Origin of the sequence: Pseudomonas sp. FP1154 (genome assembly GCF_030687245.1) — a bacterium.
GTDB classification, from domain to species: Bacteria; Pseudomonadota; Gammaproteobacteria; order Pseudomonadales; family Pseudomonadaceae; genus Aquipseudomonas; species Aquipseudomonas rhizophila.
This window is the reverse complement of record NZ_CP117465.1, coordinates 3,365,866-3,379,424: the sequence shown is the minus strand read 5'-3', so window position 1 is coordinate 3,379,424 and position 13,559 is coordinate 3,365,866. Positions and strand designations below refer to the sequence as shown.

General features: G+C 62.1%; 14 protein-coding genes. 10 read left to right on the top strand and 4 right to left on the bottom strand.

Features of this window, described 5'->3' with window-relative positions; all coding sequences use genetic code 11:
- Window positions 1-177: 177 nt before the first annotated feature.
- The 5 genes from PSH91_RS15250 to otnI all read left to right on the top strand — a co-directional run bounded on the left by PSH91_RS15250 (window position 178) and on the right by otnI (window position 4,515).
- Window positions 178-894 carry a FadR/GntR family transcriptional regulator gene (locus tag PSH91_RS15250; RefSeq protein WP_274090162.1) on the top strand — a complete coding sequence of 239 codons (717 nt, stop codon included), beginning with the start codon at window positions 178-180 and terminating at the stop codon, window positions 892-894.
- A 63-nt stretch (window positions 895-957) separates the two neighbouring features.
- Entirely contained in the window at window positions 958-1,824 is an 867-nt protein-coding gene (gene ltnD / locus PSH91_RS15245) for an L-threonate dehydrogenase (protein WP_047225864.1), read from the top strand.
- A gap of 2 nt (window positions 1,825-1,826) precedes the next feature.
- On the top strand, window positions 1,827-3,098 hold the full coding sequence (gene otnK, locus PSH91_RS15240) for a 3-oxo-tetronate kinase (protein ID WP_076384247.1): 1,272 nt from the start codon (window positions 1,827-1,829) through the stop codon (window positions 3,096-3,098).
- Window positions 3,095-3,733 carry a 3-oxo-tetronate 4-phosphate decarboxylase gene (otnC, locus tag PSH91_RS15235; protein ID WP_047225618.1) on the top strand — a complete coding sequence of 213 codons (639 nt, stop codon included), beginning with the start codon at window positions 3,095-3,097 and terminating at the stop codon, window positions 3,731-3,733. Before otnK ends, otnC begins: the two co-directional genes overlap by 4 nt.
- Before the next feature lie 5 nt (window positions 3,734-3,738).
- Window positions 3,739-4,515, top strand: a complete 777-nt coding sequence (gene otnI / locus PSH91_RS15230) for a 2-oxo-tetronate isomerase (protein ID WP_305466062.1) — start codon at window positions 3,739-3,741, stop codon at window positions 4,513-4,515.
- A gap of 82 nt (window positions 4,516-4,597) precedes the next feature.
- Here the strand turns inward: otnI and PSH91_RS15225 are convergent, their stop codons facing one another.
- From PSH91_RS15225 to PSH91_RS15215, 3 genes are all read right to left on the bottom strand, one after another.
- Entirely contained in the window at window positions 4,598-5,821 is a 1,224-nt protein-coding gene (locus tag PSH91_RS15225; RefSeq protein WP_274090161.1) for a zinc-dependent alcohol dehydrogenase, read from the bottom strand.
- Between the two features lie 99 nt (window positions 5,822-5,920).
- The gene (locus tag PSH91_RS15220) at window positions 5,921-6,874 is read right to left on the bottom strand and encodes a sensor domain-containing diguanylate cyclase (RefSeq protein ID WP_305466060.1); all 954 of its coding nucleotides are present in this window, start codon (window positions 6,872-6,874) and stop codon (window positions 5,921-5,923) included.
- A 3-nt stretch (window positions 6,875-6,877) separates the two neighbouring features.
- The gene (locus PSH91_RS15215) at window positions 6,878-7,837 is read right to left on the bottom strand and encodes a response regulator (protein WP_240539562.1); all 960 of its coding nucleotides are present in this window, start codon (window positions 7,835-7,837) and stop codon (window positions 6,878-6,880) included.
- 166 nt (window positions 7,838-8,003) lie between these two features.
- Here PSH91_RS15215 and PSH91_RS15210 point away from each other — a divergent pair, with 166 nt between their 5' ends.
- From PSH91_RS15210 to PSH91_RS15190, 5 genes are all read left to right on the top strand, one after another.
- Window positions 8,004-8,246, top strand: coding sequence for a hypothetical protein (locus PSH91_RS15210; protein WP_305466058.1), 243 nt, complete (start codon window positions 8,004-8,006; stop codon window positions 8,244-8,246).
- Window positions 8,247-8,534: 288 nt separating this feature from the next.
- Window positions 8,535-9,977: a coniferyl aldehyde dehydrogenase gene (locus PSH91_RS15205; protein ID WP_305466057.1), complete on the top strand. Its 1,443-nt coding sequence runs from the start codon at window positions 8,535-8,537 to the stop codon at window positions 9,975-9,977.
- Between the two features lie 18 nt (window positions 9,978-9,995).
- Window positions 9,996-10,358 carry a hypothetical protein gene (locus PSH91_RS15200; protein ID WP_305466055.1) on the top strand — a complete coding sequence of 121 codons (363 nt, stop codon included), beginning with the start codon at window positions 9,996-9,998 and terminating at the stop codon, window positions 10,356-10,358.
- The gene (locus PSH91_RS15195) at window positions 10,282-10,902 is read left to right on the top strand and encodes an alpha/beta hydrolase (protein WP_305468546.1); all 621 of its coding nucleotides are present in this window, start codon (window positions 10,282-10,284) and stop codon (window positions 10,900-10,902) included. The genes PSH91_RS15200 and PSH91_RS15195 overlap by 77 nt, the downstream gene beginning before the upstream one ends.
- Window positions 10,903-10,965: 63 nt before the next feature.
- A complete protein-coding gene (locus PSH91_RS15190; RefSeq protein ID WP_305466053.1) occupies window positions 10,966-11,640 on the top strand; it encodes a TetR/AcrR family transcriptional regulator in 675 nt (224 codons plus the stop codon).
- A gap of 7 nt (window positions 11,641-11,647) precedes the next feature.
- On the opposite strand, the gene PSH91_RS15185 is transcribed toward PSH91_RS15190, so the two are convergent.
- Complete coding sequence (locus PSH91_RS15185) at window positions 11,648-13,477, bottom strand: sigma-54-dependent Fis family transcriptional regulator (RefSeq protein ID WP_047225625.1); 1,830 nt, start codon at window positions 13,475-13,477, stop codon at window positions 11,648-11,650.
- Window positions 13,478-13,559: the final 82 nt, after the last annotated feature.

Genomic DNA, 13,559 nt, shown 5'->3' with positions numbered 1-13,559 from the left:
TTAAGGAGAATATTCGGGGCAGGGTGCCGAACGCCCCGTATTCTTGTTATTTGACGAACCAGGTGACAAGCAGTTGTCATGTTGTATGATGAATTTAACGTGGACGCAACCGTTGCGTGTTTTCTTCTTGCCCACAGCGGGTGGCAAGGCAGCGCGACGATTGCCGGGAGAATTTGAGTGGACAGTCTGAACGACGTTACCCCCAAGCTGGCCGAACGGCTGGCCAAACGCCTGAGTGCAGCGGTCCATGACGGCCAGTTGGCCGCCGGGAACCGCCTGCCCACCGAGCAGGCATTGTGCGAGCAGTACGGTGTCAGCCGCACGGTGGTGCGCGAAGCGATTTCGATGCTCAAGCGCGAAGGCATGCTCACTTCGCGCCAGGGCAGCGGCACCTTCGTCGTGCCCAATCCCAGTGTCGCGCTGCGCCTGTCTCCACCCCAGGGCAACTTCGAGGCGGTGGTGGAGATCCTCGAATTGCGCAGCGCGCTGGAGATCAAGGCCGCCGAACTGGCTGCAGCGCGGCGCACCAATGCGCAATTGCGGGCGATGCAAAACGCCTTGGCCGAGCTTGACGAAGCGGTCGAGCGGGGTGAAGACGGCGTGCGCGAAGACCTCGCCTTCCACCGTTCGGTGGTGGCCGCCACCGGTAACCAGCACTTTCTCGAAACCATCGATTTTCTGCATCAGCTGCTGCAACAGGCGATCAGAGTGACCCGTCGCAACGAGGCGCGTAACGCCCAGTACATGTGTCAGGTCGATCAGGAGCACCACGCGCTGTTCGCCGCTATCGCCGCAGGTGACAGTGAGGCGGCACGTACCGCGGCCTCCTCGCATCTGCGCAACGCCGAAGTCCGCTTGCGCGAAGCGCGAAGCGAGGCCGACGCGTCCGGATAACAACCACAAGAGGATTCACCCGTGACAGCAATATCCAGTATTGGTGTGGTCGGCCTGGGCTCCATGGGCCTGGGCATGGCGCGCGCGCTTTTGCGCGCTGGTCTGCCCGTATGGGGCTACGACATCCGCGAGGACGTGCGCCAGGCCTTCATCGCCGAAGGTGGCCAGCCGGTCAGTGCCCTGAGTGACAGCGCCGCGCTCAGCGACCTGCTGTTCATCGTGGTGGTCAATGCCGCGCAAACCGAGCAATTGCTGTTCGGCGAGCAGGGTATTGCCGCGCGGTTGCGTCCGGGTTCCGTGGTCATTGCCTGTGCAACCATCTCGGCGGCGGCTGCGCGGCGCATCAGTGGGCGCTTGGCCGAGCATCAAGTGCTGATGCTCGATGCGCCCATTTCAGGCGGGGCGGTGCGCGCCGAAGCGGGCGAGTTGACCATCATGGCCTCGGGGCCGGAGGCCGCCTTCGAACGGGCGCAAACGGCACTTGCCGCCGTCGCCGCCAAGGTCTACCGGCTGGGTGAAGAGGCCGGGCAAGGTTCGCAGATCAAGCTGGTCAACCAGTTGCTCGCCGGGGTCCACATTGCCGCGGCGGCCGAAGCCATGGCCTATGGCATTCGTCAGGGCTGCGATCCCGAGGCGCTCTACGAGGTGATCAGTCACAGCGCCGGTAATTCCTGGATGTTCGAAAACCGCGTGCCGCATTTGCTGGCGGGTGATTATCGACCGCGCTCGGCGGTGGATATTTTCGTCAAGGATCTGGGCCTGGTGCTCGACAGCGCCCAGGAGGCGGTCTTCCCGCTGCCGCTGACCGCCAGCGCCCACCAGATGTTCAAGCAAGCGTCGGCTTCCGGGCTGGGGCGCGAGGATGATATCGCCGTGGTGAAGATATTCCCCGGTATCAACCTGCCTGCCGCCGCCAACGAGGAGATTTGACCATGCCCCTGATCGGATGCATCGCCGATGACTTCACCGGAGCGACCGACCTTGCCAGCATGCTCGTGCGCGGCGGCGCCCGTACTGTGCAGACCATTGGTGTCCCACACGGGCCCTTGGCGGTGGGCGACGCCGACGCCCTGGTGGTGGCGCTCAAGTCGCGCAACCTGGCGCCCGATGAAGCCGTCGCACAGTCGCTGCAGGCGCTGGAGTGGTTGCGCCAGCAGGGCTGCCGACAGTTCTACTTCAAGTATTGCTCGACGTTCGACTCCACCGCTGAGGGCAACATCGGCCCGGTCAGCGATGCACTGCTCCAAGCCCTGGGCAGCGACTTCACCGTGGCCTGTCCGGCCTTTCCGGAAAACCGCCGCAGCGTGTTCAACGGTTACCTGTTCGCCAATGACGTGCTGCTCAACGAAAGCGGGATGCAGGACCATCCACTCACGCCCATGCGCGACGCCAACCTGCTGCGTGTGTTGCAGCCGCAGACACGCCACCCGGTCGGCCTGATCGACTACCGGACCCTGCGCGCCGGCGTCGAGGCGACCCGTCAGCGGATCGCCGCGTTGCGCGCCGAGGGCGTGGGCATCGCTATCAGCGACGCTATCGATAATGAAGATTTGCAGGTGCTCGGCGCCGCCTGTGCCGATCTGCCGTTGGTCACGGCCGGCTCGGGGCTGGCGCTGGGCATGGCCCAGGATTGGCAGGCCAGAGGGCTGTTGCAGGCCAACGGCGAAGCCAGCCGGCTGGGGGCAGGGTGGGGGCGCCAGGCGATTCTCAGCGGTAGCTGTTCGCGAGCGACCCTCGGCCAGATCGAGCAGGCGGCAGCGGTCTATCCTGCCTTTCGTCTTGAGGCCGCCGAGCTGATGGCCCGCGGTGATGCACTGGTGGCCGAGGCCTTGGCCTGGGCTGCCGGCCACCAGGGTCCGGTGCTGATCTATGCCAGCAGTCCGGCCGACGAGGTACGCCGGGTGCAACAACAGTTCGGTGCGCAGCAGGTCGGTGAACGCATTGAATCGGCCCTGGCGGCGATTGCCCGTGCGCTGGTCGAACAGCAGGGCGTGGGCCAATTGCTGGTGGCCGGTGGCGAAACCTCCGGCGCAGTGGTCGGCGCGCTGGGTATCGAAGGTTTGCGCATCGGGCCGAGCATCGACCCCGGCGTGCCCTGGACCCAGACGCTCGGCCAATCCGGTCGGCCGCTGACGCTGGCGCTCAAGTCCGGTAACTTCGGTAGCGCCGATTTCATGATCAAGGCCTGGGAGATGCTGGCATGACAGAAAGCCAATTGCGCGAAGAGATCGTCGAGATCGGCCGTTCCCTCTACCTTCGTGGGCTCAGCCCCGGCTCCTCCGGGAATATCAGCGTGCGTCTGGACGATGGCTGGCTGCTGACACCGACCAACGCCTGTCTCGGTCGCCTGGACCCGGCCGACATCGCCAAGCTCGACTGGCAAGGTAACCACCTGGCCGGCAAACCCGCCTCCAAGGAAGCGTTCCTGCACCGTGCCGTCTATGAAGGCCGTGAAGATTCCGGTGCCATCGTGCACTTGCATTGCACGCACTCGGCGGCGGTCTCGTGCCTGGATTGCCTGGACGCGACGTCGTGCCTGCCACCGCTGACACCCTATTTCGTCATGCGTGTGGGGCGCTTGCCGCTGATTCCGTACCACCGGCCCGGTGATCCGCGGCTGGGTGAGGCGATTCGCGGGCTGGTCGGACAGCACAGTTCGGTGTTGCTGGCCAATCACGGGCCGGTCGTTTCGGGCAAGAGCCTGGAGGCGGCCACCTATGCCATCGAAGAACTCGAAGAAACCGCCAAGCTCTACCTGTTGCTGCGCCAGCAGCCGGTACGGGCGTTGGACGACGAACAAATCGAAGAACTGCGCCAGACCTTCGGCGCCCAATGGTGACTGCAATGCCACGTTTCGCTGCCAACCTCAGCATGATGTTCAACGACGCACCTTTCCTGGATCGCTTCGGCCGAGCCGCCAAGGCCGGCTTCAAGGGCGTGGAATACCTGTTCCCTTATGAGTTCGCACCGGCCGAACTGGCCGGACGTTTGGCCGAGCACGGGCTTAGCCAAGTGCTGTTCAACCTGCCACCGGGGGATTTTGCCGCAGGCGAGCGCGGCATCGCGGCGTTGCCGGGGCGCGAGGCGGAATTTCGTGAAAGTGTCGACCGGGCCATCGAATACGCCCACGCCCTGGGCTGCCCCATACTGCACGCAATGGCCGGACTGGTGAGTGACGAGAGCCAGCGCCCGCGCATGCGCGAGGTCTATCTGGAAAACCTGCGTTACGCCGCACGACGTTTGGCCGAGCACAAACTGACACTGTTGATCGAGCCGATCAACAGCCGCTCGATTCCGGGTTACTTCATCAATCGCCAGGCCGAGGGCCATGCGATCCTGGCCGAACTGGGCGAGCCGAATCTGCGTGTGCAACTGGACCTGTTCCATGCACAAATCATGGAAGGCGATCTGATTGCCGGTTTCCAGCGCTTCCAGGCCGGTGTCGGGCATATCCAGATTGCCGGCGTGCCGGATCGGCACGAACCGGACCTGGGAGAAGTGAACTACCCATACCTGTTCAAACTGCTCGACGAGGCCGGCTACGATGGCTGGATCGGCTGCGAGTACAACCCCCGCGGCCTGACCGAGGATGGCCTGGGCTGGTTTGCGCCTTGGCGCTGAGCTGAGAGGGGTAGGGCGTCCAGGCAGGGCGTGAGGGCATGCGATGAATACACCCTCTCGCCCCAGACGCCGGATAAGTCCCCTACGTACTCAGCAGAACGGCCTGGTCGTCATCTACCGGCAAGGCAATATCGGGCTCGCCGGGTGTCAGGATGACCTTGCGGCAATCTTCCTGTTTTTTGTCGAATAGCTTGTAGCCCTCGGCGGCCTGTTCCAGGGACAAGCGATGGCTGATGATGACTTCAGGGCTAAGGCGACCGGTCTCGATATGGCCAAGCAGCTCGGGAAGGTATCGCTGCACGTGGGTCTGGCCCATTTTGAAGGTCAGGCCTTTGTCGAATGCGTCGCCGAACAGGAAGCCGTGGATGAAACCGGCATACACGCCCGGTACGCTTACGACCCCACCGCGCCTGACCGCCGCAATGCATTGGCGTAACGCCTTGCCGCTGCTGCCTTCGAGTTTAAGCGTAGCCAGCACTGTTTCGGTGGTGCTGCCTTTGGCTTCAAAACCCACGGCATCCACCACACCGTCCACGCCCCGCATGCCCTTGGTCTGGCGAATGATCGTGTCCGCCGGGTCGTCGTCTTCATCAAAATTGATGGGAATAACGCCATAGGTTTTCTGTGCATAGGCCAGACGGTAGGGGTGATGATCGACCATGAAGATCTGGTCGGCGCCCAACATCCGCGCGCAGGCGGCGCTCAGTAAACCGACCGGCCCGGCGCCATAGATGGCAATACTCGAGCCGTTGCCGATCCCGGCGTTGGTCACCGCTTGAAAGGCGGTTGGCAAGATGTCCGAGAGGAACAGCACCTTCTCGTCCGAGAGGGTTCCCGGCACTTTGAAAGGCCCGGTGTTGGCCTTTGGTACCCTTACATACTCAGCTTGTCCGCCAGGGATACCGCCGTACAAATGACTGAAACCGAACAGAGCTGCCCCGGGCGGGATTGCCTTCTTGTTCAGAATCGCGCCACGACCCGTGTTGGTCGTTTCGCAAGCGGCGAACAAATCCATCTGACAGAAGAAACAGCTGCCGCAGGCGATAACGAAAGGCACAACCACTCGATCGCCGGGTTGAACGGCGGTCACCGCTGAACCGGCTTCTTCAACGATTCCCATGAACTCATGGCCGAAGATGTCGCCATGTTCGACAGCGGGAATTTTTCCGCGATAAAGGTGCAGATCGGAACCACAAATCGCCGTTGCCGTGACACGCAGAATGATGTCGTCACTGTCCTCCAGGACCGGGTCGGGGACCGTGTCGACTTTCACACTGTGTGCACCGTGGTAAGTGAGTGCTCTCATGACTTCCTGCCTCTGGGTCGCGTGGTGATATAGGGCAGAGGCGGGAGGCTGGATGGAAGTTCAGAGCATTAGCGCGGGCACGTGACTGGCGGTCATCATCTACTCATGCACCGTCACCCGATTGCGCCCGGTTTTTTTGGACGTATACAACGTCTGGTCGGCCCGGGCGATCAGTTCGGCGTGGCCGGTCGAGGGCTGGCTCAGGTCTGCCACTCCAAGGCTGATGGTGAAACGGATGCTCTGGTCGTTGTACAGCACCTGCAGTTCTTCGACGGCCTTGCGCAGGCGCTCGGCGAACATCCGGGCACCGGTCTGGTCGGTGTCCGACAGCACCACGCCAAACTCCTCGCCGCCATAACGCCCGGCCACGTCGGAGTCGCGTACGTGTTCGTGCAGAAGCCTGGCGACCTGCTCGATGACCTTGTCCCCGGCCTGGTGGCCATAGGTGTCGTTGACCCGTTTGAAGTGGTCGATATCGAGCATCACCAGGCTCAAGGCATTGCCATAGCGCTGATGCCGCGCATAGGCAGCTTTCAGGTTCGCCTCCCAATGACCGCGGTTGTACAGCCCGGTCAGTCGATCGGTACTGGAGAGCTGCTGCAATTGCGCATTGGCGGCCTGTAGTTGATGCCGGTTGGTGGCGACGTCGGTGACGTCATAGATCACCAGGCAGATGTGACTGATCGTGTTGTCGGGCGAGCGCAGCGGTAACAGCGTGGTGTTCTGGTACATGAACTCTTCCTGGCCGGTGATCGGCTGGTAGCTCTTGAACCGCACCAGATAGGGACGCTGCTCCCAGACAGTGAACGCTGGGGTGCCCAGGGCAGCGACGCTTTCTACCTTGCGGCTGAACCACTGGCGATCGATTTCCGGGAACAGGCTGAAAAAATGCTGGTCGTGGGCGTCCTTTGGCTGCACCCCGGAGCGGTTCTCCATGAACGTGTTCCAGACCTGCACGCGGTAGTCGCGGTCCAGCACCACCACACCGACATCGATGCTCTGAACAATGGCCAGCAACCAGTGAAACTCGTTCAGATCAATGGAATCAGGCATGGCTCAGGTCATCAGGTAGGTGAGTTTTTGGGTCAGCCGCTCGATCGAGTCTTCCGTGAACAGTAACAATAGATCGAAACGAATATCGTGCCCTTCCAGGCTGTAGCTGATTTCCACCGCCAGGGTCTTTTTCCAGTGCTTGCGGTTGACTTGAATCAGCTCCTCGATGGCCGCGTGCTGGCCGAGAATCTGCGGATGCCCCTGAGAAAACACCACGTCGATCTGTTCGGCAATGCTGCTCAGGCAAGCGCCGATCAGAACACTGGAGAGGTCCAGCAGCATTTCCAGGTCCGAATAGTCGCTGCTTTGGCGTTGCATCAGTTGCGCTATGTCAGCAATTTCCGACTCGTGAAATATCAGCAGGGCTTCGCCGGCAATACCGCTGCCAATAAAGCCCTGGCAGATGGCGGTGAGTTGTTCAGAGCTACCGGCATCGTTCAGCGCCATGTGCAGCTCACCCACCTCAAGGATGTTCACGTTCGGTACCGGTAACTGCACAAACACACCCAGCACCTTGGCGATCAGGGCGGCGGCCTGGCCGATGGCAACGTTGACCGTCTCGCGAAACGCATCGTGAAAACTGATGGCCGTGTTCGTTGCCGGACGATTTTGCGGCGGCGTCTGGCCGGGTTTCGTCAGAAGGCCCAACTGGCTGAGCGTCTGGCGCAGTTCGTTTTCGTCGAAAGGTTTTTTCAGGAATGCCAATGCGCCCAGCTCAAGCACGCGGCGTACCGCCTGTTCCTGTACGTCACCGGAGATCACGATGACTTGCGTCTTCAAGCCTTCGGTGCGCAAGGCGCTCAACACCTGGTAACCATCCATCTCCGGCATGGTCAGGTCCAGCAGCACCACCTGGCCCAGCCCCTGGCGTATGGCGTCCATGGCCTGGCGACCATTGCTGGCCTCGGTGACCGAGACCGGCCAGTCCGCCGGCAGCGCCCGTAGCACCTGCTTACGGGCCATGTTGGAGTCGTCACATACCACTAAGGGAATCACTGACACTGGGGCGCCCATTTGAATTGAACGGCAGCCGAGGCCTGCAGGCAGGCCACGCATTGCATTGAACTAAAAACTGGACCAATAAGTCAGGCTAGTCAAATGCACTTCATCCATTTCGGGAGTCTGTCCAATGCGCAACTACACGGTGAATTACCTGTTCAACGACGCGCCTCGCACTCACGCGTTCGAGCTCAAGCAGCTTCAACCGCCCGTCCATGAAGCCGCGATGCACCTGCTCCAGCTGCATTTTGGAGATGCAGAGAACGGCCTGATCATGCCCACCGCGGATGCGACGCCTGCGCAGATCCTGGAGCAGGCCGAGCGGGTAGGGCTGACGCAAATCAGGGTTGTCGATCAACACATAATTGATTAATCAAAATAATCAGTTGTTTTGGTTTTTTGCTCGTGATCCGTGTTGCACCGCCCATGAAAAACATCCGCGCCGGGGTTCCGCCTTTGGTGGTCCGAACCGGATATTATCGGTATTGCCGGCTGTTTATGGGCTCTTAGCCTCGCGTCGGGATGTTTGTAAATTAAGAAACCTAGTGGTTTCCTTTCTGTTGTTTTTTGGCATACTCACCCAGCGAGTCGACACCAGATGTCTGCTCGAAATGGTATTTAGTGCTGTCTAATAACAATATAACCAGCAGGAACCCACGCCATGCACAGTCCCGATCACCACGCTACGCCAGTCGGCGCCGAACAACTCACTGCCACCCTCGCACGGATGAAACAGGCCCACTTGGTTGACGGACCGGCCAGCCTGGAGCTGCGCTGCGACCGCCTCGATCGGGCCATTGCGCTACTGCTGGATAATCGGGACGCCATCGTCGCGGCGGTGTCGGCGGACTTCGGCAATCGTAGCCGCGAGCAGACGCTGCTTTCCGATATCGGCGGTTCGGTGGCAAGCCTCAAGCATTGCCGTGAGCATCTGGCCGAGTGGATGCAAGCGCAATCGCATCCGGCTCCCTTCCCCGGCAGCGAGGCGCGGGTCGAGTACCAGCCGTTGGGCGTGGTGGGCGTGATCAGCCCCTGGAATTTTCCCATCGTACTGGCGTTCGGGCCGCTGGCGAGTATCTTCGCCGCCGGTAACCGGGCCATGCTCAAACCCTCTGAACTGACCCCGCGCACCTCGGCATTGATGGGCGAATTGATCGCCCGATATTTTGACGAGAATGAACTCACCACGGTGCTGGGCGATGCCGAAGTCGGCGCGCTGTTCAGTGCCCAGCCGTTCGATCACCTGATCTTTACCGGTGGTACGGCGGTGGCTCGGCACATCATGCGTGCAGCCTCGGACAATCTGGTGCCGGTGACCCTGGAACTGGGCGGCAAGTCGCCCGTGCTGGTGTCCCGTAGCGCCGATCTGGCGACGGTGGTGCAGCGGGTCATGACCGTGAAGACCTTCAACGCCGGGCAAATCTGCCTGGCCCCGGACTACGTGCTGCTGCCGGAAGAATGCCTGGAAGACTTCGTCGCCGAGGCGGTGCGCTTCGTCGGTGCCATGTACCCCTCCTTGCACAGCAACCCGGACTACACCTCCATCATCAACCCACGCAATTTTGACCGCCTGCAGGGTTATCTGGTCGATGCTAGCGCCAAAGGGGCGCGGCTGATCGAGATCAACCCGGCGCAGGAAGACCTGGGCGATCGCCAGACCCGCAAGATCGCTCCGACGCTGGTGCTGAATGCCACTGAGCAGATGCAGGTGCTGCGCGAGGAAATCTTCGGCCCGCTGTTGCCGATCAAGACCTATCGCGATTTCGCCACGGCGATCGACTACGTCAACGGTCAACCTCGGCCCCTTGCCGCTTATTACTTCGGCGAGGACGCCGGTGAGCGCCAGCAGGTGCTGGAGCGCACGACTTCGGGCGGTGTGGTGATCAATGATGTCATGAGTCATGTGGTGTTCGAGGCGCTGCCGTTTGGCGGGGTCGGTCACTCGGGGATGGGGGCGTATCACGGTGTCTACGGTTTCCGTACGTTCAGCCATGCCAAGGCGGTGGTGGTGCAGAGCCCGGTTGGTGAGTCCAACCTGGCAATGCGCGCGCCTTACGGCGCAATGATCCACGGTCTGCTGGATCAATTGCTGACTGCCCACTGAGTCTTCAGGAGTTTGATCATGAACGTGTTGTCGACTCTCAAGGCCAAGCTGCTGCGTGCCTTTGCCAAGCGCATGAAAGCCAAGTTCACCTATGACGCGGCGCAGTATCCGTTGCGCCTGTTCGAGGAGAAGCTCATCCCCACGGCGTGGGGCCCGGCACGGGCCTTGTTCTATTGGCCCCAGGCGCCGTCCAGCGAACCTTTGCCCGTGTACCTGAACCTGCATGGCGGCGGTTTTGTGGCCGGGGTGCCGGAGCATGACGACAGCTATTGCCGGCGGTTGGCCCCACAACCTGGGTTGCCTGGTGGTCAATCTGGATTATGTCCTGGCCCCCGAGTTTCCCTTTCCCGCCGGCTTGCGACAGAGCTTCGCGGTGCTTGAGTGGCTGGCCGAACAGGCCGCGACCCTGGGCATCGACCCACAACGCATCGCAGTCGGTGGGCACAGCGCCGGCGGTAACCTGGCCACCGGCGTGGCCAATCTGGCGCGGGAGCACCAACGGCTGCGGGTGGTGCATCAGGTCATCGACTATGCGGCCGTGGACTTAGCCGCGGATCCCGAACTCAAGCGCTCGACCTCTGACAAACCCTTGCTCGGCCCGGGCCTGATGCGCTTCTTCAATCGCTGTTACCTGAGCGATCCGGCGCATGCCCGCGACCCTCTGGCATCGCCGTTACTGGCGACGGTCGAGCAATTGCAGGGCATGCCCCCCGCGACGGTGATCACTGCCGAGTACGATATCCTGCTCGCCGAGGGGCAGGCCTACGCGCAGAAACTGCGTCAGGCCGGTGTGGCGGTGACCGAGAGAATGTTCACCGGGTGCGACCATATGTTCACTCACCTGGGACCGGATGCTTCGGCACAGCAGGCGTGGCAGCTCATCGAAGACTCCCTGCGCGAGGCGTTTTCGAGCAGGCTGCACTAAGCTGGGCACCTTTGTGAAACCACCATCAGGACACGCGCACCATGCCGTTCAACAGGACCCGTAATGCCTGAAACCGTAATGCCTGAAACCACCGGGCTGCCCACCCGGCGCGGTCGTCCGCCGGTGCGCAGCCGTCAGGAGCAGATGACCTCGCTGTTGGATGCGGCGGCGCAGGCGCTTGGCAGCGGCAATTTTGCCAACGTCACCATGGATGCTATCGCCCGCGCCGCCGGGATCTCCAAGAAGACCCTGTACCTGTTGGTGCCGAGCAAGGAAGCGTTGCTCTCGCAACTGGTGGCCAGGGACTTGTCCACCCTTGAACTGCTGTTGGAAAGCGGTATTGATTGCGCCGAGGACCTGCTCAGCGAGTTGCGCATGTACCTGACGTTATGGGCGCGCCTGACCCTGTCGCCGTTGGCGCTGGGGCTCTACCTGTTGGCTGCCCAGGGACGCGAAACGGCGCCGGGCCTTGCCAGGATCTGGTATCAGGAAGGTGCCGCGCGCTGCCTGAGCTTGTTGCGCGGCTGGCTGGGCAAGGCCGCCGGCAAGGGATTGTTGGCACACGAAGATGTCGAGTCAGCGGTGGAGCTGATCGACTCGCTGTTGATTTCCCAGCCGCTCAAGCTGTTCACCCTTGGGGTCCAACAGGCCTGGTCCGACGAGCAGATCGAGCAGCGGGTCGAGGTGACCTTGGGCCTGTTCGGCCGCTGCTTTATCCATCGACCATCTACGCCATAAGGCGCGCCTATTCGCTGGCCGAGCGTCGCGACAGGCGATAGGACAACTGAGCACGGGTCAGACCCAGACGGCGGGCCGCTTCAGAGACGTTGCCTTTCACTTCGCCCAGGCAGTGGTCAATGATGGTGTCCTCGATCTCTTGCAACGACAGCCGGCTCGGGTCCTTGCCGCCGAACAGCTCCAGACTCGCACCACTGCCGGTACTGGCTGCGGCGCTCGTTGCATGGCGGGCCGGCGGCGGGTCGTTGGGGCTCGCAGCCAGTTGGCCACGGGTGCCGATGGAGAACATGGGCTGGGCCAGGCGTTCACCGCTGGTAAACAAGTGCGCCAGGTCGATGGCGCCGCCGTCCGGGGCGCTGATCACGCCGCGCTCCACCAGGTTCTGTAGCTCGCGGATATTGCCCGGAAAGTCATAGGCCAGCAGCGTATCGGCCGTGCGCGGCGTGAAGCCGCTGATCTGCCGACCATGGCGCTGGGTGAAGCGATGCAGGAAGTGGGTCATCAGCAGCGGGATGTCTTCCTTGCGTTCGCGCAGCGGCGGCAGATGGATCGGAAATACATTCAAGCGAAAGAACAGGTCTTCACGGAACTCGCCCCGTTGCGCGGCGGCGCGAAGGTCGACGTTGGTCGCAGCGACCACCCGTACATCGACTTTCAACGTGCGGCTGCCACCGACTCGCTCGACTTCGCCCTCCTGCAAGGCGCGCAGCAGCTTGCCCTGGGCCACCAGGCTGAGGGTGGCGATCTCGTCAAGGAACAGGGTGCCGCCATCGGCACGCTCGAAGCGCCCGGCGCGCGATTGAGTGGCACCGGTGTAGGCACCGCGCTCGACGCCGAACAGCTCCGACTCCATCAGGTTTTCCGGGATGGCAGCGCAGTTGATGGCGACGAAGGGTTCATCGTGGCGCGGGCTGATGCGGTGCAGCATCCGCGCAAACATTTCCTTGCCGACGCCGGACTCGCCAGTGAACAGCACCGTTGCCTGGGTCGGCGCGACCCGTCGCAACATGTGGCAGGCGGCGTTGAAGGCCGAGGAAATCCCCACCATGTCGCTGTCTTGTGCCGGTGTTGGATCAACCAGCAAGCTCGTCGGCAGGGCGCCTTTATCGCTGCGGCTATGGGCTGTCACGCTGCGCCCGCCGGTGCTGACGAAAGGTTCGGCGTTCAGGTCGGCCAGGTCCGCTTCGGCGTCGTCCCATTCCTCCGCGGGTTTTCCTATCAGCCGGCAAATGCTGGAACCGGTGGAACGGCATTCGACCTCGCGGTAGAGAATCAGCCGGCCGACCATTGCCGAGGTGTACCCGGTGGCATAGCCGGTCTGCATCCAGCAGGCCGGTTCGGTGCCGATGCCGTATTGGGCGATGTGCTCATCGTCCTCACTGGAGTGATGCCAGAGGAATTCGCCGTAATAGGTGCCCAGGTTCATGTCGAATTCGAAATGCACCGGCTCGACCTTCACCGCGCCTTCGATCGCATGAATGATCGGGCCGGCGGCGAACAGCGCCAGGATGTCGGCCTCGGGGAAGCGCTCCTTGATCAGGGCGGCGTCCCGGGCGCCGCAATGGTAACCGGTGCGCAACATGATGCCTCGGGCGCGGGCCAGGCCCATGCTTTCAATCAGCTCTCGGCGTAGTGCGCCGATGCCGCTGTTGTGGATCAGCAGCATGCGCGCGCCGTTCAACCAGATGCGACCGTCGCCCGGGCTGAACATCAGGCATTCCGTCAGATCCTGCAGGGTAGGCGGCGCCCCTGGTGGCAACTGCTCGCTGGCACCCCGCACGGGTTTGTTTGGCGTTGCGCGAGAGAGTTCGGCCAGGGAAATCAGCTTGTTCGCCATCACAAATCCTTAAACGGGATAATCATAATCCGCATAGTGCAGCATGAAATTGCTGAAATCATCACTTTTTTCACACGCCTGA